The organism is Actinomyces viscosus, from assembly GCF_900637975.1.
GTDB classification, from domain to species: domain Bacteria; phylum Actinomycetota; class Actinomycetes; order Actinomycetales; family Actinomycetaceae; genus Actinomyces; species Actinomyces viscosus.
Genome location: NZ_LR134477.1, coordinates 1,393,763 through 1,417,960, shown reverse-complemented (window position 1 = coordinate 1,417,960; position 24,198 = coordinate 1,393,763). Strand labels below are relative to the sequence as shown.

At 70.8% G+C, this 24,198-nt stretch carries 17 protein-coding genes and 1 pseudogene; 14 read left to right on the top strand and 4 right to left on the bottom strand.

Annotated features, from left to right (window positions below; translation table 11 throughout):
• Window positions 1–34: 34 nt before the first annotated feature.
• Both EL340_RS06120 and EL340_RS06115 read left to right on the top strand, forming a co-directional pair.
• Window positions 35–1,828, top strand: a complete 1,794-nt coding sequence (locus tag EL340_RS06120) for a glycoside hydrolase family 13 protein (RefSeq protein ID WP_126413872.1) — start codon at window positions 35–37, stop codon at window positions 1,826–1,828.
• On the top strand, window positions 1,809–2,822 hold the full coding sequence (locus tag EL340_RS06115) for a LacI family DNA-binding transcriptional regulator (RefSeq protein ID WP_126413871.1): 1,014 nt from the start codon (window positions 1,809–1,811) through the stop codon (window positions 2,820–2,822). The genes EL340_RS06120 and EL340_RS06115 overlap by 20 nt, the downstream gene beginning before the upstream one ends.
• Window positions 2,823–2,870: 48 nt before the next feature.
• On the opposite strand, the gene valS is transcribed toward EL340_RS06115, so the two are convergent.
• A complete protein-coding gene (gene valS, locus EL340_RS06110; RefSeq protein WP_126413870.1) occupies window positions 2,871–5,702 on the bottom strand; it encodes a valine--tRNA ligase in 2,832 nt (943 codons plus the stop codon).
• 213 nt (window positions 5,703–5,915) lie between these two features.
• On the opposite strand from valS, the gene arc reads away from it, so the two are divergent.
• The 12 genes and pseudogenes from arc (at window position 5,916) to EL340_RS06055 (ending at window position 21,464) form a co-directional block, all read left to right on the top strand.
• Window positions 5,916–7,586 carry a proteasome ATPase gene (gene arc / locus EL340_RS06105; protein ID WP_126413869.1) on the top strand — a complete coding sequence of 557 codons (1,671 nt, stop codon included), beginning with the start codon at window positions 5,916–5,918 and terminating at the stop codon, window positions 7,584–7,586.
• A gap of 3 nt (window positions 7,587–7,589) precedes the next feature.
• Window positions 7,590–9,362 carry a proteasome accessory factor PafA2 family protein gene (locus EL340_RS06100; RefSeq protein ID WP_232023248.1) on the top strand — a complete coding sequence of 591 codons (1,773 nt, stop codon included), beginning with the start codon at window positions 7,590–7,592 and terminating at the stop codon, window positions 9,360–9,362.
• Window positions 9,355–9,543: a ubiquitin-like protein Pup gene (locus tag EL340_RS06095; protein WP_003786115.1), complete on the top strand. Its 189-nt coding sequence runs from the start codon at window positions 9,355–9,357 to the stop codon at window positions 9,541–9,543. The genes EL340_RS06100 and EL340_RS06095 overlap by 8 nt, the downstream gene beginning before the upstream one ends.
• Window positions 9,540–11,105: a proteasome accessory factor PafA2 family protein gene (locus EL340_RS06090; RefSeq protein WP_126413868.1), complete on the top strand. Its 1,566-nt coding sequence runs from the start codon at window positions 9,540–9,542 to the stop codon at window positions 11,103–11,105. The genes EL340_RS06095 and EL340_RS06090 overlap by 4 nt, the downstream gene beginning before the upstream one ends.
• A gap of 275 nt (window positions 11,106–11,380) precedes the next feature.
• A complete protein-coding gene (locus EL340_RS14900; RefSeq protein WP_164719349.1) occupies window positions 11,381–11,545 on the top strand; it encodes a hypothetical protein in 165 nt (54 codons plus the stop codon).
• Between the two features lie 168 nt (window positions 11,546–11,713).
• Window positions 11,714–12,361: pseudogene (locus EL340_RS06085) on the top strand (ECF transporter S component).
• 61 nt (window positions 12,362–12,422) lie between these two features.
• Window positions 12,423–14,831: an ATP-binding cassette domain-containing protein gene (locus tag EL340_RS06080; protein WP_126415344.1), complete on the top strand. Its 2,409-nt coding sequence runs from the start codon at window positions 12,423–12,425 to the stop codon at window positions 14,829–14,831.
• 143 nt (window positions 14,832–14,974) lie between these two features.
• Window positions 14,975–16,744, top strand: coding sequence for an ABC transporter ATP-binding protein (locus EL340_RS06075; RefSeq protein ID WP_126415345.1), 1,770 nt, complete (start codon window positions 14,975–14,977; stop codon window positions 16,742–16,744).
• Window positions 16,745–16,746: 2 nt separating this feature from the next.
• A complete protein-coding gene (locus tag EL340_RS06070; RefSeq protein ID WP_126413867.1) occupies window positions 16,747–18,486 on the top strand; it encodes an ABC transporter ATP-binding protein in 1,740 nt (579 codons plus the stop codon).
• A 198-nt stretch (window positions 18,487–18,684) separates the two neighbouring features.
• On the top strand, window positions 18,685–19,638 hold the full coding sequence (locus EL340_RS06065) for an ABC transporter ATP-binding protein (RefSeq protein ID WP_126413866.1): 954 nt from the start codon (window positions 18,685–18,687) through the stop codon (window positions 19,636–19,638).
• Between the two features lie 82 nt (window positions 19,639–19,720).
• A complete protein-coding gene (locus EL340_RS06060; RefSeq protein ID WP_408608566.1) occupies window positions 19,721–20,530 on the top strand; it encodes an ABC transporter permease in 810 nt (269 codons plus the stop codon).
• A gap of 127 nt (window positions 20,531–20,657) precedes the next feature.
• Window positions 20,658–21,464, top strand: a complete 807-nt coding sequence (locus EL340_RS06055; protein ID WP_126413865.1) for a TetR family transcriptional regulator — start codon at window positions 20,658–20,660, stop codon at window positions 21,462–21,464.
• A gap of 78 nt (window positions 21,465–21,542) precedes the next feature.
• Here EL340_RS06055 and EL340_RS06050 read toward each other — a convergent pair whose 3' ends face one another.
• From EL340_RS06050 to cobA, 3 genes are read right to left on the bottom strand one after another with little or no spacing between them, the layout of a single operon-like run.
• The gene (locus EL340_RS06050) at window positions 21,543–22,229 is read right to left on the bottom strand and encodes a sirohydrochlorin chelatase (protein ID WP_126413864.1); all 687 of its coding nucleotides are present in this window, start codon (window positions 22,227–22,229) and stop codon (window positions 21,543–21,545) included.
• Window positions 22,226–23,260 (bottom strand): sulfite exporter TauE/SafE family protein, encoded by a 1,035-nt coding sequence (locus EL340_RS06045; protein WP_126413863.1) that lies wholly within the window; start codon window positions 23,258–23,260, stop codon window positions 22,226–22,228. Before EL340_RS06045 ends, EL340_RS06050 begins: the two co-directional genes overlap by 4 nt.
• A 41-nt stretch (window positions 23,261–23,301) precedes the next feature.
• Window positions 23,302–24,042: a uroporphyrinogen-III C-methyltransferase gene (cobA, locus tag EL340_RS06040; protein WP_126415342.1), complete on the bottom strand. Its 741-nt coding sequence runs from the start codon at window positions 24,040–24,042 to the stop codon at window positions 23,302–23,304.
• Between the last annotated feature and the right edge of the window lie 156 nt (window positions 24,043–24,198).

Sequence of the window (24,198 nt, the reverse complement as noted above, 5' to 3'; positions counted from 1 at the left end):
CGCAGCGCCGCGGCCCGACCAGGACCACCCACCCATGACCTCGACCAGCTCCTGCTCCCAGAGCCTTCCGCCGCGCACCGACACCGACGCCTGGTGGCGCGACGCCGTCATCTACCAGATCTACCCCCGCTCCTTCGCCGACGCCAACGGTGACGGGATCGGAGACATCCAGGGAGTGAGAGAGCACGTCGACCACCTGGTCGCGCTCGGCGTCGACGCCGTGTGGCTCTCGCCCTTCTACCCCTCACCCCAGGTTGACGCCGGCTACGATGTCTCCGACTACTTCAACCTGGCGCCCGAGTACGGGAGCCTGGAGGACCTCGACGCCCTCGTCGCCGACCTCCACAAGGCCGGTATCCGGGTGGTCATCGACCTGGTTCCCAACCACTCCTCCGACCGGCACGAGTGGTTCCGCGCCGCCCTGGCCGCAGGTCCTGGCTCGCCCGAGCGCGACCGCTACATCTTCCGCCACAGCGACGACGGCGCCCCGAACAACTGGGGCTCGCTGTTCGGCGGCCCCGCCTGGCAGCCGGTGGAGCCCGTCACCGGTTGCAGCGAGGACCGCAACTGGTACTACCTCCACCTCTTCGCCGCCGAGCAGCCCGACTTCAACTGGTCCAATGAGGAGGTCCACGAGCACTTCCGCGCCTTCCTGCGCTTCTGGGTGGAGCGCGGCATCGACGGGTTCCGCGTGGACGTCGCCCACGGCCTGGTCAAGGCCGAGGGACTGCCCGACGACGACCTCGGCCCCGACCGGTGGAACGTCGTCGGCCCGCGGGGTGAGGACGGGGCCGCCGCCCGCGAGAAGCTGCCCGACGTCGGCCCCGCCTTCAACCAGCCCGGGGTCCACGACATCTACCGCGAGTGGCGCCGCGTCCTGGACGAGGTAGGACAGGACATCCTCATGGTCGCTGAGGCCTGGGTGCCCACCGAGGCGGAGGCCGCCCTGTACGTGCGCGCCGACGAGATGAGTCAGGCCTTCAACTTCCCGTTCCTCATCGCCGGGTGGGACGCCGCCGAGCTGCGCCGCGTCATCGACGTCTCCCTGGATGAGTACGGTGCCGTCGGGGCACCGGCCACCTGGGTGCTGTCCAACCACGACGTCGTGCGACACGCCTCCCGTCTGGCCTATCCCGCGGACATGGACACCGACCCCGGGATCGGGCCGAGGGACCCCCAGCCCGATGCCGAGCTCGGCCTGGCCCGGGCGCGCGCCGCGACCCTGTTCATGCTGGGCCTGCCCGGCAGCGCCTACCTCTATCAGGGTGAGGAGCTGGGACTGCCCGAGCACACCACCATGGAGGACGAGGCCCGCCAGGACCCCCTGTGGGAGCGCACCAACCACCTCGTGCCGGGCCGCGACGGCTGCAGAGTCCCCCTGCCGTGGAGGCGCGACGGAGCCTCGTACGGCTACAGCGCCACCGGCCGCACCTGGCTGCCTCAGCCCGAGGGGTGGGGCGAGTACTCGCCCCAGGCCCAGGAAGGGCTGGCGGGGTCAACCCTCATGCTGTACCGGCGGGCCATCGCCCTGCGCCGCGAGCGCCGGCTTGGACGAGGCTCAGTGGAGTGGCTCGCCGCCGAGCCCGGTGTCCTGCTGCTGCGCAACTGGGAGACCGGCGTCGTCCTCAACACCACCGAGCACCCGGTGAGGCTTGAGGGCCTCGGTGCGCCCCTCATCACCTCCTGGCACCCGGCTGACCAGGACGGAGCGGACACCGGGGGCGCAGGGGATGCTGCGGATGCTGTGAGCACCGTCGTCGTGCCGCCTAACGGCGCCTGCTGGCTGGAGCTCGCCGCAGGAGGACTCGATGGCGGCGACCCGCGCTGACGTGGCCAGGGCGGCCGGCGTGTCGCCCTCGACCGTCACCTACGTCCTGTCCGGCCAGCGCTCGACGCGCTCCAGCACCCGGGAGCGGGTCATGCGGGCCGTGCGCGAGCTCGGCTACCACCCCAACACCGCCGCCCGCTCCCTGGCCTCACCGGTGCTGCGCACCGTGGGGGTCCTGTTCCGGCGCCAGCGCGCCACTATCGACGCCAACGACCTCGACTACGTCGACGGCGTTCGTCGGGCCCTGGAGCCCAGTGGGATCCAGGTGGTCATTCCGGTCATGAAGTCTCCGGCGTCGTTGATCGAGCTGCGCTCGCTCGTGCGCTCCGGATCCCTGGGCGGGGTCGTCCTCATGGACGTGGCCCAGGGTGATGAGCGTGAGGAGATGCTCCTGAAGGAGAAGGTCCCCACCGTCCTCATCGGCTCCTCGGGGCGCAGCGATGGGGCCCCGGGCATCGACACCGACTTCGCGCAGATGGCCGGGGCGGCCATCGCGCACCTGGCCGGGCTCGGGCACCGGCGCATCGTGGCGCTTCTGCGCGAGACGGCGCACGATGACTCCCACGCCCGCCAGGACCAGGGCCACGAGCTCCTGCGTGCCGCCGGCGACCTGGGAGTGGATCTCCTGGTACGCCAGGTGCCGGAGCTGGCACTGGCCGGCGGTGACGTCGTAGGCGCCGACGGCCTCGCGGACGGATGCACTGCCGTCGTCTCCAACAACCCGGCCGCGCTGGTGGGGCTCGCGTGCGCGGCGAAGGTTCACGGACTGTCCATCCCCGCCGACCTGTCGGTGCTCACCCTCGGCGTCACGGAGTACGGCGGACGCCAGGGGCAGGCCTTCAGTGAGATGAGCGTGGACCGTGAGGCGATGGGGGCCGCGGCGGGCTCCACTCTGCTGGCCCGTCTGAGGGGGCACCCGGCTCCTGCCGAGCACCGCGCGCTCATGTCCGCGGTACTGCGTGACCGTGGCTCCACGGAGCCGTGTCTTCTATGAGTTTCTTGTTGAGACACAGCCGATGCGGCCGCCGGAGTGCTTAGAGACTCACTTCTTCCTGGCCGGCTTGGCCGGGGCCTCGCCGAGCTCGGCGGCGGTCACGCTCACCGGGGCTGCTCCCTCGGCCGAGTCGGCGTCCGCGGCCTGAGCCGCCTGCTCCACGGTGAAGGGGCCGGTCACCTTGGCGGCCTCGGTCAGGTCCGCCCGTACCGCCTCGACGGCCTGGGCGTACTCGGGGCGGTCGGGGGCCACGGCCAGCGTCACCGAGAGGATCGGCGTCTTCTGACTCGTCTTGGCCTCCGACTTCACCTTGCGCAGCGCGGCCAGGGCGGCTCCGGCGCGGGCGACCAGCTCGGCGTCGGCCCCGGCGGCGGCCTCACGCAGACCGGCGGACTGCGGCCAGGCGGCCCGGTGCACCGAGCCGGTGCGGTACCAGCTCCACACCTCCTCGGTGGCGAAGGGCAGGAAGGGGGCCAGCAGGCGCACGAAGGTGTCCACCGCGATCGCCAGCGTCGCCCGCGCCGAGCGCACGGCCGCGGCGTCGTGGGAGCCGTCGAAGTCGTTGGCCCGGTCCTTGACCAGCTCGATGTAGTCGTCGCAGAAGGTCCAGAAGAAGGACTCGGTGACCTCCAGGGCGCGGGCGTGCCCGAACTCCTCGAAGGCGGCCGTGGCGGCGTCGACGACGTCGGCCAGCGCGGCCAGGACCGCGCGGTCGATCGGCTCGCTGACCACCGAGGCGTCCAGGCAGGGAGCGGGCGCTGCGGCCACGGTGGCCTCATCGGCGTCCCACGGGATCCCCATGGACAGGGCGAACTTGGAGGCGTTGAGGACCTTGATGGCCAGGCGCCGGCCGATCTTGATCTGGGTCTCCTCGAAGGCCGCGTCCAGGCCCAGGCGGGCCGAGCTGGCCCAGTAGCGCACGGCGTCGGAGCCGTACTGCTCCAGCAGGCCCATGGGGGTGACGACATTGCCCTTCGACTTGGACATCTTCTTGTGGTCGGAGTCCAGGATCCAGCCCGACAGGCCGGCGTTCCTCCACGGCAGGGCCGCGAACTCCAGGTCCGCGCGCACCACCGAGGTGAACAGCCAGGTGCGGATGATGTCCTGACCCTGGGGACGCAGGTCCATCGGGTAGACCCGGTCGAAGAGGTCCTCATCGGTCAGCCAGCCCGAGGCCAGCTGGGGAGAGAGGGAGGAGGTGGCCCAGGTGTCCATGATGTCGAGCTCGCCGACGAAGCCGCCGGGCTCGCCGCGCTGGTCCTCGGTGTAGCCGGCCGGGACGTCGGAGGAGGGGTCCACCGGCAGCTCGGACTCGTCCGGGGTCAGGATCGCGTCGTAGTCGACCTCGCCGTCGGCCCCGACCTGGTACCACAGCGGGAAGGGGACGCCGAAGAAGCGCTGGCGCGAGACCAGCCAGTCGTTGTTCAGGCCCCGCACCCAGTTCTCGTAGCGCACGCGCATGAAGTCGGGGTGGAAGTCCAGCTGGCGGCCGCGCTCCAGCAGCTCGTCGCGCAGGTCGGTGCCGGAGGCCGGGCTGGTCCACTCCTTGCCGCCGTTGCGGATGTACCACTGGCGGGAGGTGACGATCTCCAGGGGCTTGTCGCCCTTCTCGAAGAAGTTCGTCTGACGCACCGTCTTCGTGGGCTCGCCGCGCATCTCGCCGGTCTGCGCCAGGCGCTCCACGAGGGCCTCGCGGGCTGAGAAGGCGGTCCTGCCGGCCATGGCCGCGTACATCTCGCGGCCGGCCTCGGAGGTGATCCACTCGGGCGTCTCGGTCTCGATGCGGCCGTCCTTGCGCAGGATCGCGCGCAGCGGCAGCTGCAGGTCGCGCCACCAGTCGATGTCGGTGGTGTCACCGAAGGTGCAGCACATGGCGATGCCGGCGCCCTTGTCCTTCTCCGCGGCCGGGTGCGCCAGGACCGGCACCTCGACGCCGAAGACGGGGGAGGAGACCGTGGTGCCGAACAGGGGCTGGTAGCGCTCGTCGTCGGGGTGGGCCACCAGGGCCACGCAGGCGGGCAGCAGCTCGGGGCGGGTGGTCTCGATGCACACGTCGACACCGTTCTCCACCGGGGCTCCGGCGGCCGCGGCCTTCGCGGCGGCCGCCTCATCCACGATGTGGAAGGCCAGGCGGTGGTAGAAGCCGGGGTACTCGCGCGACTCCAGCTCGGCCTGGGCCACCGCCGTCTGGAAGGTGACGTCCCACAGGCCGGGGGCCGCCGCCTGGTAGGCCTCTCCGCGCTCGAGGTTGTGCAGGAAGGCGGTCTGGGCCACCTTGCGGGCCCGCTCGCCGATCGTCTGGTAGGTGTGCGACCAGTCCACGCTCAGGCCCAGGCGGCGCCACAGGGCCTCGAACTGCTTCTCGTCCTCGACCGTGAGGCGCTCGCACAGCTCGACGAAGTTGCGCCGTGAGACCGGCACCTGGTCGCGGGCCTTGATCGACTTGCCCTCGCCGCCGGTGTGCGGCGGGGTGAAGTCCGGGTCGTAGGGCAGCGAGGGGTCACAGCGCACCCCGAAGTAGTTCTGGACCCGGCGCTCGGTGGGCAGGCCGTTGTCGTCCCAGCCCATGGGGTAGAACACCGCCTTACCGCGCATGCGCTGGAAGCGGGCCACGGTGTCGGTGTGGGTGTAGGAGAAGACGTGCCCCACGTGCAGGGAGCCGGAGACCGTCGGCGGCGGGGTGTCGATGGAGAAGACCTCCGCGCGCTCGGCGCTGCGGTCGAAGGCGTAGGTCCCCTCGGCCTCCCAGCGCTCGCCCCAGGTGGTCTCCAGGCCGTCGGTCGACACCTTGGCCGGCACCCGCGGGCTGTGCGGCTCGGAGGGCAGCAGACGGCTGGACGAAGGCTGGTCAGCGGTGTGGCTGGTGGGGGTCTCAGACATGGGGCCGATTCTGTCACGGCGCGGCCGCAGGCCTCGACACGGCCTGGTGTGAGGTCCGCGGACGGCTCGCGGACGACGTCGGTGCCCACCGGCGCGGAGGGGGCGGAATCGGGTTACGAAACGAGCACTGATTGGTACGCTTGTACCAGTGAGGGTCGAGGAGGACCCGGACCGGTGCCGGCCGGAGGCGAACCGGAGTCAAGGAGGATGCGCATGGACGAGGAGCCGGTGGAGCACAAGGACCCGGTGGGAGAGTCAGAGACATCGCCGTCACTGCCGTCAGCGCCATCATTGCCGGACGTCGCGAGCAGCGCCTCCGGGAGCACCGCTGAGGACGTCACGGACCGTCTGCGTGAGCTCGCCGAGCAGGCGGCCGTGCTCAGCCGCAAGAACACCCACCTGGCCAACGCCCTGCGGGCGGCGCGCCAGGAGCTGGCGGCGCTGCACGAGGACGTCAAGGCCCTCCAGCTCCCGCCCCTGGCGCACGCCACCGTCCTGGCCGTTGACGCCACCGCGCGCACCGCCGACGTCTCCATCGCCGGGCGCCGTCACCGCGTGGGCGTGGGGCCCGCGGTCGTGGCCTCGTCCCTGCACCCGGGCGACGACGTCGTCCTCAACGAGCACCTCGTCATCACCGCCACTACCCCCTCGCCGCGCTTCGGCGAGGTCGTCACCGTCAAGGAGACCTACGACGACGCCACCGTCCTGGTCCTGGCCCGTCATGACGAGGAGCAGGTTCTCAGCCTCTCGGCGACCCTGACCGACCACCGCCCCCGGGTCGGGGACGCGCTCGTGGCCGACCTGGCCGTGCGCATGGCGCTGCGCCCCGTCGTGCGCTCCGAGGTCGAGGAGCTCGTCCTGGAGGAGGTGCCCGACGTCGGGTACGAGGACATCGGGGGACTGGGCGAGCAGATCGAGCTCATCCGCGACGCCGTCGAGCTGCCGTTCCTGCACCCCGACCTCTATCGCGAGCACCGCCTCACCCCGCCGCGCGGCGTGCTGCTCTACGGGCCGCCCGGCTGCGGCAAGACCCTCATCGCCAAGGCCGTCGCCGCCTCCCTGGGGGCGGGCGGGCGCGGCGAGGCCTACTTCCTCAACATCAAGGGGCCCCAGCTGCTCGACAAGTACGTCGGCGAGACCGAGCGGCGCATCCGCGTCATCTTCGCCCGCGCCCGGGAGAAGGCGGCCACCGGGGTGCCCGTCGTCGTCTTCTTCGACGAGATGGACTCCCTGTTCCGCACCCGCGGGTCCGGACGGTCCTCGGACGTGGAGACCACCGTGGTCCCGCAGATGCTCGCCGAGATCGACGGCGTCGACGAGCTGGACAACGTCGTGGTCATTGGGGCCACCAACCGCGAGGACATGATCGACCCGGCGATCCTGCGTCCGGGCCGCCTCGACGTCAAGATCCGCATCGGCCGGCCGGACCGGCAAGGGGCCGGTGAGATCCTGGCGACCTACCTGACGCCGGACCTACCGATCAGCGAGGGGCTCCTGGCCGCCCACGGTGGGGCGCAGGGGGCGGTGGACGCCCTCATCGGCCAGGTGGTCGAGGCGCTCTACATCCGCCGTCGCGCCACCGAGATGGTCGAGCTCACCCGCTCCGACGGGCAGGTCGAGATCCTCCACGTCGCCGATCTCGTCAGCGGCGCCATGCTCGCCAACATCGTCGACCGGGCCAAGAAGGCGGCGGTCAAGGACGTGGTCACCAGCGGGCGGCGTGGCCTGACGGCTGAGCACCTGCGTCGTGCCGTCATCGAGGAGATCGTTGAGAACGAGGGCCTGCCAGCCACCGTCCACCCCGACGACTGGGCCCGCGTCAGCGGGCGGCGCGGGGCCCCGGTCGTCTCCATGACCGTGCTCCAGCGCCCCCGAGAGGAGTGAGCGGTGGTGCTCCCCACGGACGCGCGGCGCCTTCCCGGCCGCGAGGTGACGGTCATGGGCCTGGAGACCGAGTACGGGATCCTCGGCGCCGAGCCTGAGGAGGTCGTGGCCGCCTGCCTGGAGGCCGAGCGTGAGCGGGGGCGCAGCGACGGCGTGCGCTGGGACTACTCGGGTGAGTACCCACTGCGCGACGCCCGTGGCTTCGAGGTGGACCGCTCGGCGGTCGACCCCTCCATGCTCACCGACGTCCCTGGAGCCGGCTCCCTCGAGGGGCCCGTCCCCGGGCGCCTGCGCACGACCGCCGTCGTGCGCCTGACCGCCCAGGAGGAGGCCTGGCAGCGCGGCACCGCCACCTGCCTGCCCACCGGCGGGCGCCTCTACGTGGACCACGGGCACCCCGAGTACGCGACCCCCGAGTGCACTGGTGCCGCGCAGGCCGCCCTGGCCGACCGGGCCGGGGACCTCCTGGTGGCCAGGGGAGCGGACCTGCTGCGCCGCCGCGGCGTGGCGGCCCGGCTGTTCAAGAACAACGTCGACGGCAAGGGCGCCACCTACGGCACGCACGAGAACTACCTCGTGCCCCGCTCACTCGACTTCGACGACCTCGTCGAGGCCCTGGTGCCACTGCTCGTGGTCCGACCGCTCCTGGTGGGATCCGGCCGGGTCGGCACCGGTGCCGTCTCCCGGGACGCCGACTTCCAGGTCAGCCAGAGGGCCGACTACCTGGAGAAGATCGTGGGCCTGGGCACCACGGTGGACCGCCCCCTGGTCAACACCCGCGACGAGCCCCACGCCGACCCCGAGCGCTGGCGGCGCCTCCACCTGGTGGCCGGGGACGCCTCCTGCTTCGACACCATGACCTGGCTCAAGCTCGGCATGACCTCCCTGGTGCTCCAGGTGCTGGCCGACGGCGTCCCCGACGCCTGGCGCCGCCTGAGCCTGGCCGACCCGGTGGCCCAGGCCCGAGACGTCTCCCGCGACACCCGCCTGGGAGGAGCCCTCCAGCTCTCCGACGGGCGGCGCATGAGCGCCCTGGAGATCCTGGAGCACTACCTCGACGCGGTGCGCACCCACCTGAGGGGCCAGGGGCGCCGCGCGCCGGCGCCGGCGGGCGATCCCCTCCACCCGGATCTGCTCGCCTTGGCCGACGGCCGCGACACCGACGGGGCCGAGACCGGAGCGGTCCTGGCCTTCTGGGAGGCCTCCCTGCGCGAGCTCGAGGCCCTGCGCGCCGCAGGCGGCGAGGTCGGAGAGTCGGGAGGTCCCGCCGGGCACCTGGAGTGGGTCGCCAAGAAGCAGCTCCTGGACGCCACCGCCCGCCGTCACCCCGGTGAGCGCGGACGTGACGTCCTCCGCGCCGTCGACCTGGCCTGGTCCGAGCTGTTCCCGGCAGGGCGCGGCCTGGCCGAGCGGGTGCCGGCCGGCGCCGCGGCGAGAGGCGGGCTCGACGGCCAGGAGGTTGCGGCGGCCCTCGGGGAGCCTCCCGCCACCACCCGGGCCTGGCTGCGCGGTAGGCTCGTGGGCGCCTTCCCCGGCCAGGTCGTCGCCGCCGGCTGGCACTCCATGGTCCTGGAGACCGGTGAGAAGGACCAGCGCCGCCTGCCCCTGACCGACCCCCTGGCCTTCACCCGGGCCACCACGTCATCGGCCGTCGAGGGAGCCGCCGACGTCGTCGAGGTCCTCACCCGCCTCACGGGCGAGCGCCCTGACCGCCTTGAGCGCGCCGCCAGTCCCATGTCCGTACCACCACCCCGCGAGGAGAGCATCCATGAGTGAGTTCGCCCAGCCGTCCCGCAGCCGCCAGGACGACCCCGCCCCCGACGACGACCCGACCCCCGCCCCCGCCGGACCCGCTCGAGGCCAGGGCCTGGACTCGGTCCTGGACATGATCGACGACGTCCTGGCCGTTGACGCCCAGGAGTTCGTGCGCGGTTTCGTCCAGAAGGGCGGCCAGTGAGCACCTGTGTCCCCGGGCCGCGCGTCACCGGTCTGGAGACCGAGTTCGGCGTCCTGTGCGCCCCCGCCGGGCCGCAGGCCGCCGTGACGGGAGACCTGCCGGACGTCGAGCGGGCCGCGGCGCTCATCTTCCGCCATCGCCCTACCGGCTACCGCAGTACCAACCTCTTCCTGCCCAACGGCGGACGCCTCTACCTCGACATCGGGGCCCACCCCGAGTGGGCCACCGCCGAGTGCGTGCGCGTGCGCGACCTCGTCGCCCAGGACCAGGCCGGCCGCGCGATCCTCGCCGAGATGGCCGAGCGCGCCGCCGCGAGCCTCAACCGGCAGGAGGGGCAGGAGGACCGGGGCGGTGCGGTCCGCTTCCACCTCCTGGCCAACAACACCGACTCGGCCGGCCACACCTACGGCTGCCACGAGAGCTACTCCGTGCCCCGCCACCTGCTCGACCGCCCCGATACCGCCAGTGGTGGGGACAGTAGGCGCACCATGGCGGTGCTCACCTCCTTTCTGGCCACCCGCCCGGTGCTGGTGGGCTCCGGGCGCCCGCTGGGAGCCGGTACCGCCGGCGCAGGCGCGGACAGCTCGGGAGCGCGGGACGAGGAGGCCGCCTGGGGCCTGTCGCCGCGGGCCCCGCACCTTCAGGCCCTGACCTCGGCCGACACCACCAGGCAGCGCGCCCTGGTCAACACCCGCGACGAGCCCCACGCCGACCCCACCCGCCTGCGCCGACTGCACGTCACCTGCGCCGACACCACCATGGCCGAGCCGACCACCGGGCTGCGCAGCGCCGTGACCCTCCTGCTCCTGGACGCCCTCGAGGCCGGCCGGGACTTCAGCGACCTCGTCCTGACCGACCCCCTGGCCACGCTGTCCGCGTTGGGGGAGAGCCCCTGGGGCGACGTCCCCGCCGTCACCGTCGACGGCCGCCGACTGAGCGCCGTCGACGTCCAGGAGGCCTTCCTGGAGCGGCTGACCTCCTACCTGGACGACGTCGGAGCGCCGGAGCCCCTCCGCGGCGCCGAGCACCTGCTGACGGACCTGGCGCCCCGAGTCATCGCCGCGCTGCGCGACCATGACGCCGGCTCCATCGACACCGAGATCGACTGGGCCATCAAGCGCCGCCTCATGCACGCCCAGCGCGAGCGCCACCCCGGGCTCACGGGGGAGGCGCTTCAGGTCCTGCGCTCGCGGGTCGACCTGGCCTACCACGACCTCAACGCCGAGACCGGGCTCGCCCCGCGCCTGATCGCGCAGGGGGCCATGACCCGCCTGTGCGAGCCGGGCGAGATCGAGCGGGCCCGCCACGCGCCCCCGGCGACGCGCGCCGCCCTGCGCGGAGCATTCGTGGCGGCCTGCCTGGAGGCCGGAGCCGACTTCTCGGTGACCTGGGAGAGCCTGCGCCTGGACTCGCCGCCCACCGCGCCGGTGGACCTGCCCGACCCCTTGGAGACGGTGCATGAAGCCGCCCAGCGCCTGACCGCGCGAGTCAGGCGGTTGCGCCCCGAGGAGATGCACCGCATCGACCTCGTGGGACGTGGCGGCCTGGGAGCCCCGGGCTGACCTGTCCGAAAGCAGCCCCGGAGCTTCGCCATCGCTGACATGCGTTAGGTTTTCTGCATCTTCTCAACAGATAGTTCTGGTGGTGCGGTTGCGGTTCCATGCCCGCGGCCCCTTGCGGGAACCCCCGAGGAGGAGTAGACACTTAGGTGTGCCTCACCAAAGCCGATGGGGTACTGACGACTAAGGAGCCGGTATGGCCAGCACGGCCAGTTCACCCAGAACAGCAGCGACCGCCCCAACGAGCCGCGGCGGCGTCCGTCGACCAGGCCATCATCGTGGGGCAGGAGCGCGTGCTGCACCGGATGACGGGCGATGAGCTGCGGCAGATCTCGGGCGAGCGCCTCAAGGGGCTGGGCCTGCTCGCCCTGGAGCGGCCCCGTCTCAATGCGAGTCCTACGCCGATCGCCGCCCTGGCCGACCACATCGTCGAGATCCGGTGACATTCGAGCAGAAGGCAATAATGATAATGATTTGCAAAAGTAATGATGTCGTAGTAGACGTGAGGTCGTCGCCATGACGCGCCTGGGGCGGATCGCCTCGGCAGTCCGGCACGGCGTCGGAGCACTCATTGCAATCTGTGAACCGGTGAGAACGCACAAGGAGGAGCTATGGATAACGCCAGCCCCACGCCGGCAACGACTGAGCAGGAGGCTCAACAGGAAAGGCCCACCGTGCGCACCTCATCACGCTCGGGCCTGGCCGACTCCGCCCTGGGAACCCGTAACCTCATGACGATCGCGGCACTGGCGGTGGTCTCGATGATTCTCCTGGTGCCGCTGAACTATGTGGCACCCGGAGCCGGCGCCGCCCCGAACGGCGTCCTTGTCGGCTGCTCCATGATGGGTTTGTGAGTCATCCCCTTCCTGCTGCCCGCCACCGTCGTGCGCCGCCCCGGAGCCGTCATCATCGCTGCTCTTCTCATGGGCATCATGAGCGTCTTCACCACCCCGACCGGTCCTGCGGCACTCATCGGCACCGTCATCGGCGGGCTCTTCATCGAGGCGCCCTTGGCCCTCCTGCTGTACCGCAAGTGGACCTGGTGGTCCTACCTGATCTCGACGGCCGTCTTCGGTCTGCTCAACGGCTCGATGTACCTCTCGCTGCTCAAGGTGACGGTTGGCGCCTCCTTCGCCGGGGCGGTCATCGTGGTCTCGCTCATCTCGGCGCTGGCCGGCGGCGGCGTCACCATTATCCTGACCCGGCTGCTCAACCGCGCCGGCGTCGGCATCGACCGCCGCACGAGCGGCCGTGCCTGACGCCGTGCCCTCGGCGCCCCGGACGGAGGGCCGCCTGGAGGAGCGGCCGGAACCGGCGCTGGTGAGGGTCGAGAACCTCTCCGTCCACTACCTCGGGCACGAGACCTGGGTCCTGAAGTCGGTCGACCTGACCCATCTGAGCGGCCAGGTCACCGCCGTCATCGGCCCGTCGGGCTGCGGAAAGACCACCCTGGTGCGCGCCCTGTGCGGTCTTGTCCCGCACTGCCTGCCCTCGGAGTACGCCGGCAGCCTGAAGCTGGCCGGCACCGAGGTCGCCGACGCCACCGTCCAGTCCCTCGCCGAGACCGTCGCCTACGTCGGCCAGAGCCCCGATGCCGCCGTCGTCACCCGCACCGTCCACGACGACGTCGCCTTCCCCCTGCAGAACCTGTGCCTGCCCCGGCCCGAGATCACCTCACGGGTGGAGGAGGCCCTGCGCGCGGTGGGGCTCACCGAGCGCATCTGGGACGACCCTTGGACCCTCTCAGGCGGACAGCGTCAGCGCCTCGCCGTCGCCGTCGCCCTGGCCATGCGTCCGAGGCTCCTCGTCCTCGACGAGCCGACGAGCACCATCGACACCACCGGACGAGAGGAGTTCTACGCACTCATCTCCTCCCTGACGGCCTCCGGGACGGCGGTCGTCGTCATCGACCACGACCTCGACCCGGTGCTGCCCATCGTCAACCAGGTCCTCGCCCTCGACGCGGCCGGACGCACCATCGCCGTCGGCTCCCCGCGCGAGGTCTTCACGGGGCACCGCCGCGAGCTGATCGACGCCGGGGTGTGGATGCCCCGGGCCCTGCGCGACGTCGACGAGGGCGTCCCCGCCGGCTCCTCCGGCCCGGAGGCGCCACTGACCTGCTCCGACGCAGGCATCCGAGTGCCGCTGCTCACCGATCTGTGTGCGGAAGGCAAGGTGCGCTACCTGGAGAAACAGATTCGGAACTCCGACGAGAGCTGGGAGGAGGTCGAGGCCATCGACACCCACGAGGTGCTCGCCGGCCGTACTCGGTCGGAGCCCAGGACCAGCGTTGAACTGGTCGACCTCGAGGTTCCGGGGCGCTCGCCCCGTGTCTCCATGCGGCTGGGAGGCGGAGAGCTCGTGGCGCTGGTCGGGCCCAACGGCGCGGGCAAGTCCTCGATCCTGTCCTCACTGGCCGGGCTCGTGCGCTCCACCGGGAGCAGAGCGGTCGTCGGTGGCCGGGAGGTGGGCAAGGGCAAACACCTCGTGGGCTACGTCTTCCAGAATCCTGAGCACCAGTTCGTGGGCACCACCGTGGGGGCTGAGCTCGCCGTCGGAGGGACGCCGCCGGCCAGGGTCGACCAGCTCCTCGAGCAGTTCCACCTGACCTCCCACCGCGACCACCATCCTCTGACTCTCTCGGGAGGCCAGGCTCGCAGGCTCTCGGTGGCCACTATGGTCAGCGAGGAGCGCGACGTCGTCGTCCTGGACGAGCCCACCTACGGGCAGGACTGGGACAACACGCGTGAGCTCATGGGCTTCATCGACCAGCTCAGAGACCAGGGACGCACGGTCATCATGGCCACGCACGACCTGGAGCTCGCCCTGAGGCACTGCACCCACCTCATCGCCCTGCCGCAGCCGGCTCCGCGAAGCGCAGGAGGGATGGAGTCCGTCGAGGAGGCCGCTGAGGTCGACGGCGTGGCTGCGACGGCGATGCCGGTGGCAACCGGGGCGGCGGCTCCACCACCCGGACCGGGCGGCGGTATCCCGGTGCCGCCGCGGCCCCAGCCGCGGCGAGGCCTGTTCACGTCACTCAATCCCCTCACCCTCTTCCTGGCGGTTCTGCCCGCCATGGTGATGGTCTTCGCCTTGCGCAACCATCACCTCAACCTCGAGATCCTGCTGATCTGTTCGATCCTGGTCGTTGCCGCACGTGCCTCTCTGCGGCGCACCATCGCCTCAGCGATCGCCCCCTGGGCGGTGAGCGCGCTCATGATCTGGATCTTCAGCGCAGGACACCGCCAGGAGGATGCGGCGCGCCTCTACGACCTGGGCAATGCGGTGACGGGAGGCACCGGTATCGGAGCGCTTGTCGCACTCGTGCTCGTCTCCGGAGTCTCCACCGACCCCGACGCCCTCATCCGGACGCTGACCACCACCTTCCGCATGCCCTATCGCCTGGGGGCGGCGGGTACCGCGGCCATCGCCTTCATCACCCGCTTCCACGAGGACTTCGTGCTCCTGCGCACCGCCAGGGCACTGCGCGGAATCGGATGCCGCTGGGGGCTGCTGGCCCCCGTGGTCCGATGGGCCGGGTCGATTCTGCCGCTGATGATCCTGGCTGTTCAGCACGCCGAGCGCGTCGCCCTGTCCATGGACTCGCGCGCCTTCGGTGCCCACCGGCGGCGTACCGAGATGACCGACGAACCGTGGAGAGTGCGCGACTGGGGCGTCGTCGTGCTCACCTGGGCGCTGGTCGCCATCACCTGGAACACACGCCGTTAAGGAGAGCACCGATGACCAAGCAGACCACTAAACGCTCCACCAGAGCACAGGACGAGCGGGATAGCAGTACCGCTGGCACCAACCAGCACGCGGACCAGCCAGGCGTCACCATCGGAGACCTCATCCGGCCGGCGCGCCCGGCCATGATCGTCGCCGGGCTGATGACCGCCCTCGGAGCGCTGATGTCCATCGTTCCCTTCGAGGCCCTGCGCAACATGGCGGCCATCTGGCTGGGCGAGAGCGCACCGGAGGGATGGCGGGGCAGCCTGTGGCTCTGGGCCGCCGTCGCCGTCGTCTCCCTCTTCACGGCCCAGGCGCTTTACCTGTCGGGCCTGGGGCTGACCCACGTGGCCGAGGCCAGGCTGCGCCATCATCTTCGTCAGCGGGTCGTCGATGCGCTCAGCCGCCTGCCACTGGGCAGGGTGGCCCAGATACCCCACGGCACCATCCGCAAGATGGTCTGCGACGACACGAGCTCCATCCACACCCTCGTGGCTCATGTCCCCGGCGACGTCACCAACGCCGTCGTTGCCGCGGTGGCAGGCATGGCCTACCTGATGTGGATCGACTGGCGTCTGGCGGGCGCCCTGCTCGCCGTGTGGGTGCTCGCCCTGACTGTCATGGCGCTCAGCCTGGCCAAGGTCTCGAACATCACCGAGCGCTTCGGCGTCGCCCAGACGGCCCTGTCCGCCGCCACCGTCGAGATGATCGAGGGAATCAAGGAGATCAAGGGGTTTCAGGCGACCGACGCCTCCCGCACCCGGTTCAGCCAGGCCCGCTCGGAGTTCTCCCGGTTGTCCTACGAGTGGCTGAGCCGGTCGGGTCGAGGGATCAGCGCTATCGGTGCCGTGATGCGGCCCTCCACAGTCTTCACCACGGTCGCTGTCCTGACCGTGGTCTTCACCTCCCAGGGATGGACGCCGCTGTCATCGACCCTGCCCTTCTTCCTGCTGGCCCTCGGGCTGCCGGAAGGCATCCTGATCCTCATCGGGCTGGCGCAGCACATCTACGAGTCCAGGATGGCCGCCCAGTCCACGGCTGACCTGCTCTCCCAGGAGCCGATGCCCGAGGGGAGCCACGACGAGGGCGAGGGCCGGGCCCCCGGTCGGGTCGAGGTCGACGGCGTCACCTTCTCCTACGAGACGGGTTCCCCGGTGCTTCGAGGCGTGTCCTTCACCGCTGAGCCCGGTACCGTCACCGCCCTGGTCGGTCCCTCAGGTGGTGGAAAGTCGACCCTGGCCCGTCTCATCGCCCGTTTCTACGACGTCGACGACGGCGCCGTGCGCGTCAGCGGCGTCGACGTGCGTGAGACGACCTTCCCCTGGCTGCTCTCGCGAGTGGCGATCGTCCTGCAGGACGTCGCTCTCGCCCACGAGTCGGTCCACGACAACATCGCCCTCGGGCGACCCGGTGCCACCCGCGAGCAGGTTGAGGCCGCTGCCCGGGCGGCCTGCATACACGAGCGCATCATGCGTCTTCCCCGCGGCTACGACACGGTGCTGGGGGATGAGGGCGGGTTCCTCTCCGGTGGTGAGCGGCAGCGTGTCACCCTGGCGCGCGCCTACCTCCAGGACGCCCCGATCCTCGTCCTGGACGAGGCCACGGCTCAGGCCGACCCCGCCTCCGAGCGCGATATCCACCAGGCCCTGTCCCAGCTGGCCGCCGGGCGAACCGTCATCATCATCGCCCACCGCCTGTCCACGATCCGCGACGCCGACCAGATCCTCGTCGTCGACGCCGGACGCATCGCCGAACGGGGCACCCACGACGAGCTGCTGGCGGCCGGTGGTCGCTACGCCGCCATGTGGCGCAGTCAGGACCTGAACGAGGACGCGGATGCCTCCGCCCTGGAGGGAGCGGCGCCCTTACCCGGCCCCTCAACGGACTCAGCCGGTAAGAAGGAGGAGAAGTGACCATGTGGAAGCTGCTGATGCGGATCGTCAACGCCGCCGAGATGCGGGTGATCACCACCTGGTTCGTGACCTCCGCGTTCCTGCAGGGAGTCACCCTGGCCCTCATGATCCCCTTCCTGCGCGCCCTCTACTCACGCTCGGAGTCGGTCAACGGCTGGCTCATCGCCGTGGTCATCCTGGGAGTCCTCACGGTCCTCGTCGACACCTTCGCCATGTACCGCTCCTACCGGGTCAGTGTCTTCGAGGTCTGCGACACGATGATCGACCGCATCGCCGAGCACGTCCTGACCCTGCCCCTGGGCTGGTTCAGCGCCGAGCGCGAGGCCGCCGTCGTCAACGCCACCTCCAAGGAGGTCAACACCGTCTCCCACCTGGCCTCCATGGTGATCCCCAACATCTGCAACGCGTTCATCGTGCCACTGGTGATGCTGGTGGCCACGGCCTTCGTCGAATGGCCCCTGGCCCTCATCATGGCTGTCACGATCATCCCGCTGACCCTCATCTGGCGGCGCATGGGCGTGGCCACCACCCGTGCCAATGAGATGGAGGACCGCACCTCGTCCGCCGCCGCCGGGAGGCTCATCGAGTTCGCCCGCCTCCAGCCGGTCCTGCGCGCCTCCGGCGTCACCGAGACCGGTTGGGAACCGGTGCGCACCACCCTCGAGGCCGACGCGGAGTCCACACTCGACGGTCTGCGCGTCAAGGGACGGCCCGGCCAGTACTTCAACCTCACCGTCAACATCGCCTTCGCCCTGGTCCTGGCCACCGGGCTGTCGCTGGTCAGCGGCCACCGGCTCGACGTCATCGGCTACCTGGCGATCATCACGGTGACCGCACGCACGCTCCTGCCCCTGACCAAGGCGGCCATGTACGCCTCCGAGCTCGACAACGCCAAGGTGGCCCTGAGCGCGGTGAGCTCCATCCTGGACGCCCGCCCGCTTCCCGACCCGGAGCCCGGCCAGGAGGTCCGCCCTGAGGGGACGACCATCACGCTGTCGAATGTCTCCTTCGCCTACGACGAGGGGCGACCGGTTCTGGGCAACGTCTCCCTGACCGCCCCTCAGGGGAGAGTCACCGCCCTGGTCGGTCCGTCGGGCGCCGGTAAGTCCACGATCCTTCGCCTGGCCGCCCGGTTCTGGGACGTCGACGACGGGACGGTCACCATCGGCGGGGCCCCGGTGCGATCCATGCGAACCGCGACGATCATGGGCATGACCTCCATGGTCTTCCAGGACGTCTACCTGTTCGACACCACCATCCGGGAGAACCTGCGCATCGCCCGGCCCGAGGCCACCGACGCCGAGCTGGCCGAGGCCGCCCGCCGCGCCCGCCTGGACCGCGTCATCGAGTCGCTCCCGCACGGGTGGGACACCCAGGTCGGTCCCGGTGGTCTGAGCCTGTCCGGCGGGGAGCGTCAGCGGGTCGCGATCGCCCGCGCCTTCGTCAAGGACGCCCCGATCCTCCTGCTCGACGAGATCACCTCGGCCCTGGACGGGGAGAACGAGTCCGCGATCACCGAGGTGGTGCGCGAGCTCTCCGAGGGGCGCACCGTCATGGTGGTGGCTCACCGCCTGTCCACCGTCCGTCAGGCCGACGAGGTCATCTTCCTCGAACCGACCCAGTCCGGAGCCCGCGTGGCCCAGCACGGTACGCCTCACGAGCTCGCGACCACGCCCGGCCCCTTCCGCGAGTTCATCGAGGCCTCCACCGCCTCCTCGCGCTGGCACATCCGGCAGGGGTGAGTCACGCCGGGGTCTCAGACGCGACAGAACCATGGAGAACGCTGTCCCATACTGATCGGTATGGGACAGCGTTCCAGTTCTCGTCTGGAAACATCAAGGAAATACTGTCTGGTACTGTAGATACCAACCGGTACGAACTTGGTGGGCGTCAGTTTGAGACGCCGGTGCCGGACAGAGACGGAAAGAGGAGGCTTCTTCGTGGACTGCGTACTGAGCATTGAGGATCTTCACAAGCACTTCGGAAGCGGATCGCACACGCTGAGAGCCAACGCCGGTGTCACCATGCGGGTGGGCGCCGGTGAGGTGGTTGGACTTCTCGGACACAACGGCGCGGGTAAGACCACGCTCGTCAACCAGGTGGTGGGGCTGCTGCGTCCAACCTCCGGGCGCATCACTCTCGACGGCGTCGACGCCATCGAGCATCCCGCTGTCGCCCGCCGCCTCACCAACGTCCAGGCGCAGGCCAACGTGCCGATCACGGGTCTGACTCCACGGGTGGCCATTGAGCTGGTAGGGCGTTTGCGAGGAGGGCGTCCTCGTCAGACCCGCAGGCGTGCCGAGGAGCTCATTGAGGCCCTCGACCTGGGGGAGTGGGCGACGACTCCTGCGCAGAAGATCTCTGGTGGAATCGCCCGCCTGACGGCATTCGCCATGTGCGCCGTCGTCCCCGGACGGCTGGTCATCCTCGATGAGCCCACCAACGACGTCGACCCGGTGCGCCGCCGCCTGCTGTGGGACCAGATCCGTCTGCTGGCCGAGACCGGGTCCGCGGTCCTCCTCGTAACCCACAACGTACGGGAGGCCGAACGAGCAGTGGACCGGCTCACCGTCCTGGACCACGGTCACGTCATCGCCGAGGGAACTCCTGCGGCACTCGTGGCAGGTCACGGATCGTCCTTCGTCCTGGAAGTCAGTCAGGTGCCCGGCCGCCGGCTTGAGCCACCGGCAGGCATGAGTCTGACGCGGCACGACGGCGTACGAGCGGTCCTGCCGATCGCGGAGGGACAGACGGTGCAGGCAGTGACGTGGGCCGCTGAGGCCCTGGAGCGGGGCATGATCGAGCGCTACGAGCTGGCTCCGATCTCCCTGGAGGAGGTCTACGTCGACCTCACTCGGGGTGCGGACGAGGAGCCTCTTCGCGGTGCCGCATGAGCTCCGCGAAGGAGCACCGATGATGTCCCGCCTGCACCCAGTACGGAAAGCGCCGTCGAGAAAACCACTCAGGGAGGAACCGATGACCCCGACAACCAGCGCACTCGTTCAAGAAGGCTCCGCCGCCCCGGTGAACCACGGAGAGCTCGTCCGGGCAGCACCGATGCGAAGCCAGCTCGGACTGCTCATCCAGTGGCAGTTTCGCCGCAGCCTGCCCATGCTTCCCCTCTTCATCATTGTCCAGACGCTGCTGTCCGTCTCAATGGTCCTGGGGTACGGGCTCATCGCGGGCCATCCCGGTCACGAGGCGAGTCTTTACCTGGCCGGTGGTGGACCAACGATCGCCCTCATCTCGCTGGGGCTCATCATGACGCCCCAGTGGGTCTCCCAGTCGCGCACCGAGGGCAGCCTGGACTGGATGCGCACCCTGCCCGTCCCCAGGGTCGCCTTCCTCCTGGCCGACCTTGCGATCTGGACTGTTCTGGCGCTTCCCGGACTGGTCCTGGGCGTCCTCGTCGCCAATGCCCGCTTCGACGTCGACCTTGCTCCACGGTGGTGGCTGGTCCCCGGTGCCGTGCTGGTCGCCCTGACGGCAGCCTGCATCGGCTACGCCATCGCCACGCTCCTGGCCCCGGCGCTGGCCCAGATCCTCTCCCAGGTGCTCGCCTTCGGAATCATGCTGTTCTCACCGATGAGCTTCCCCGCCGACAGGCTCCCCGGCTGGGCGCAGGAGGTTCACCGCTGGCTGCCCTTCGAGCCCATGGCCCAGGTGGTGCGTGCCGGGCTGTTCCCCCATGACTCCACGATGCCCGCCCGTTCCTGGGCTCTGCTGGGAGGATGGTGCCTGGTAGCCGTGGTGGGAGCGTCGTGGGCCCTGGGAAGGCGGCCCTGAGCCGGCGAGGAGCACGGGCCGTCATCACTGGTCGCAGGTCCACGGCCCCTGAGAAGGCCTCTGGGAAGGACCCTGAGAAGGAGCCGCTGAGAGCCGCTTTCTGAAGGGCCTCATCTACAGTGGGGACATGACCACCAGGAGCTCCGCCCACGGACAGGGCAGTGACAGTGACTCCGGGGACTCCGGGGCCTCTGCTTCCGACGACATCAGGGAGGCGACCCGCGCTCTTAACGAGGCGATCAGCGCCTTCTCCCGCGTGGTGGAAGCAGCGGGTCAAGGGGCACTGCGCACCAGCGAGAATGCGGTATCGGCCTCACTGGAACGTGCCTCTCAGAAGCTGGCCACCGCGTCCACAGCGGTCAGTGGCGCTGCCTCCGGGCGGAGAGGTGGACGACGTCGGAGCGAGGAGACCAGGGCGCGGATCCTCGCCGCGGCCAGGGAGGTCTTCGCGGCCAAGGGCTATGAGGGTGCCTCGGTCAGTGATATCGCCTCAGCGGCGGGGTTCACCAAGGGCGCCTTCTACTCCTCCTTCTCCTCCAAGGAGGCCCTGTTCCTGGAGGTCGTCACCTGTGACGACGATAGCGCGAGCCAGGTCGGTCAGGAGGTGAGCCCCGACCAGTGGGGCGAGCAGCTCCAGGAGCTCCCCATCGAGGACGTCGTCCTGCACCTGGAGACCTGGCTCTACGCGATACGCCATGAGGACTCCAGGGACAGGCTGACCGGCGCCTGGAGACGCTGGCTGAAGGAGATCTCCGTTCAGATGGCCCGTTCCCGCGGGCGCGGCGAGCCGAGCCGGCAGGACGAGGAAACCGCGTTCGGACTCCTCGCTGTGAGCATCTTCGGTCGTGTGAGTGCCGCGGCCACCTCCTCGGAGGAGATCGAGCCCATCATTCAGCGCCTGTCTGAGCGTCTCCTCGGCAACGGCACCGACTGACGACCGCCGCGCCGAACGCGTCAGCGGGCTTGAGGGGCCGACGTGCACGTCCGTGAGGGGGCGCCGCGCGCGTCGCGGTCAGGCGACCAGCTCCCGGTAGCGGTGGGCCACCAGCTCCGCGACCGCCGGATGGTCGCCGATGGGTGCGGCGACGACGTCGGCGCCCGTGGAGTGCAGGGCCCGGTGGAAACGGCCCTCCGCCAGCAGGTAGGTGGCAACCCCCACCCGGCGGGCTCCCCGGGCGCGCCCCGCGTTCACCGCGTCACGCACGGTGGGACGCGCCGCCGAGAGGTAGGCGGGCGTCACCCTGCGGCCCAGACGCTCCTCCAGCATGCGGCTGACGGCCTCGACCTCCTCAAGCGCCGCTGCCTGACGGGACCCCGCAGCGCCCAGGACGATGTGGTCGAGGCTTGCCAGCCCGCCCAGGGGCGCGGCCGCCTCGTGCAGACGCTGCGCCACCGCCTCCACCAGACGGTCCTCGGCCCCCAGGTGCCCGGTGACCGTTCCCGAGCCGTGCCGTTGCACCGCTGCCGGAACATCGTTGAGGACGTGGTAGCCGCGGGCCAGGAAGAAGGGCAGCACCACCGGATCCACCAGCCCCGCCAGTGCCGTGGCCGGATTCGGGGGCTGGAGCTCGACGTATCCGGTGCGCACCTCCACCTCAGGCAAGATCGTGCGGATGCGCTGCGCGGTGCGCGACATGACCGAGGACGGCCCGGGCCGGCGCGAGCCGTGGGCGAGCAGGACCAGAGGACGAGGACTCATACCGGCTCCACCACCAGCTCGGCGGGCCTGCGAGGGTGCACCAGGTCGACTGACGTCGGCCCGGTGGAAGCGGGAGCGACCACCGGCTCACCTGCCGAGGCCGATGCACCCACGTGCGAGGTCTCGGCGCTGACCTCCTCCAGCGCCTGCCCGGTCTCCGCCTGGGCCTGACGGGCCGTGGCCCGCGCCTTGCGGACCGACAGACGCAGGAATACCGCCCACAGGGCGATGAGCACCCCATAGGACAGGACCCCGGTCCGGGCCGAGGCCCCGGCCCACGACAGCAGGACGCGTAGGTTCGTGGCCAGGATCAGCCCGCCGACGGCGGTGCCCAGCACCGAGCCGGGCAGGCGGGAGACGAGCCAGGCCGCGATCGGTGCCGCCACCAGCCCGCCGGCCAGGAGGGCCAGGACGATCCCGATGCTGATGCCCGCCGTTCCCAGGCCGGTGAGGAAGCCGGCCGAGGCCGCCACGGTCACCAGGAACTCCGAGGCGCCCACCGAGCCGACCACCGTGCGCGGGGAAGTGCGACCGTGGGTCAGCAGCGTCGTCGTGGTCACCGGTCCCCAGCCGCCACCGCCGGTGGCGTCGATGAAACCGCCTACCAGGCCCAGGGGAACCAGGAGCCTCCTGCCGTGCGGGGACCGCCGGTCCGAGCCCTGAGGCGGTCTCAGGGCGAAACGACCCAGGACGTAGGCCCCCAGCAGGATCAGCAGGGCCGCCGTCACCGGGGTCGCCGCCCGTGTGGACAGGTGCGACAGGACCGTGGCCCCGCTGAAGGCTCCCACCGCTCCGGGCAGTCCCAGCCGGGCCACCAGGCGCGGGTCGGTGTTGCCCAGCCGCCAGTGGGAGGCTCCCGAGGCCAGCGTCGTACCGATCTCAGCCAGGTGCACCGAGGCCGAGGCCAGGGCCGGGCTCAGCCCGGCCAGGAGCAGAAGGGAGGACGAGGTCATGCCGTAGCCCATCCCCAGGGAGCCGTCGACCAGCTGAGCCGCCAGGCCGACGAGGGCGAGAAGAACAAGCTTGCGCATCAGTGACTCCAGGGTTCTCGGTCTTCGTGCGCCGATACGGGCTAGGCGGCGGGGCTCGCCGGCCTGGCCTCCTCGACGACTCGGTCGGCCCAGTACGGGCTCAGGGTGACGACGTCGCCGATGACGATGACCGCGGGCGCGGCGACGTCGTAGCGGGCGGCGACGTCGGCCAGACATCGCAGCTCGGTGGTGGTCACGCGCTGGTCGGGGTGGTAGCCGCGCTCGATGATCGCCGCGGGAGTCGCCGCATCGCTGCCGGCCGCCAGCAGGGAGGCGACCGAGTCCCGCAGCCGGGAGACCCCCATGAGCAGGATGAGGGTGTGATCGCGGCGCTGGGGGAGGACCCCGAGGTCCGCGTGGGCCGTGATGACCGAGAAGCCGCGGGACAGCCCCCGGTGGGTGACGGGGATCCCGGCCGCCGCGGGCACGGCGATGGCGCTGGTGATCCCGGGGACCACCTCGACGGCGACTCCGGCCTCACGGCAGGCGGCCGCCTCCTCCCCGCCGCGCCCCAGCACGTAGGGGTCGCCGCCCTTGAGACGGACCACCCCCTTGCCGCGGCGGGCCAGGTCGATCAGCAGCGCGTCGATCTCCTCCTGGCTCAGGACGTGCCGGCCGCGCCGCTTGGAGGCGTCAATGACCTCGGTGCCGGGCTTCAGGCCCTCCAGGAGGTCGCGCGGTGCCAGGGCGTCGACGACGACGCAGTCGGCCCGGCCCAGCAGCTCCAGGCCGCGGGCGGTGATGAGGTCGCTGCTGCCCGGGCCTCCGCCCACCAGCGCCACCCAGCCGTGAGGGGAACCGGTGGCCTGCGCGGTGCCGGAGCCCGGCGCGCAGGGCGACGACGGAGACTGCGCTGACGGCGATACCGGCGATACCGGCGGTACCGAGGCCGCGGGCACGTCGGGGGAGAGACCGGGGGAGAGCTCGTGGGTCATGCG

Bases quoted from the DNA above. Each gene is read 5' to 3' on its own strand.
- EL340_RS06120 (WP_126413872.1), top strand. From the start codon at position 35: ATGACCTCGACCAGCTCCTGCTCCCAGAGCCTTCCGCCGCGCACCGAC.
- EL340_RS06115 (WP_126413871.1), top strand. From the start codon at position 1,809: ATGGCGGCGACCCGCGCTGACGTGGCCAGGGCGGCCGGCGTGTCGCCC.
- valS (WP_126413870.1), bottom strand. From the start codon at position 5,702: ATGTCTGAGACCCCCACCAGCCACACCGCTGACCAGCCTTCGTCCAGC.
- arc (WP_126413869.1), top strand. From the start codon at position 5,916: ATGGACGAGGAGCCGGTGGAGCACAAGGACCCGGTGGGAGAGTCAGAG.
- EL340_RS06095 (WP_003786115.1), top strand. From the start codon at position 9,355: ATGAGTGAGTTCGCCCAGCCGTCCCGCAGCCGCCAGGACGACCCCGCC.
- EL340_RS06075 (WP_126415345.1), top strand. From the start codon at position 14,975: ATGATCGTCGCCGGGCTGATGACCGCCCTCGGAGCGCTGATGTCCATC.
- EL340_RS06070 (WP_126413867.1), top strand. From the start codon at position 16,747: ATGTGGAAGCTGCTGATGCGGATCGTCAACGCCGCCGAGATGCGGGTG.
- EL340_RS06060 (WP_408608566.1), top strand. From the start codon at position 19,721: ATGACCCCGACAACCAGCGCACTCGTTCAAGAAGGCTCCGCCGCCCCG.
- EL340_RS06055 (WP_126413865.1), top strand. From the start codon at position 20,658: ATGACCACCAGGAGCTCCGCCCACGGACAGGGCAGTGACAGTGACTCC.
- EL340_RS06050 (WP_126413864.1), bottom strand. From the start codon at position 22,229: ATGAGTCCTCGTCCTCTGGTCCTGCTCGCCCACGGCTCGCGCCGGCCC.
- EL340_RS06045 (WP_126413863.1), bottom strand. From the start codon at position 23,260: ATGCGCAAGCTTGTTCTTCTCGCCCTCGTCGGCCTGGCGGCTCAGCTG.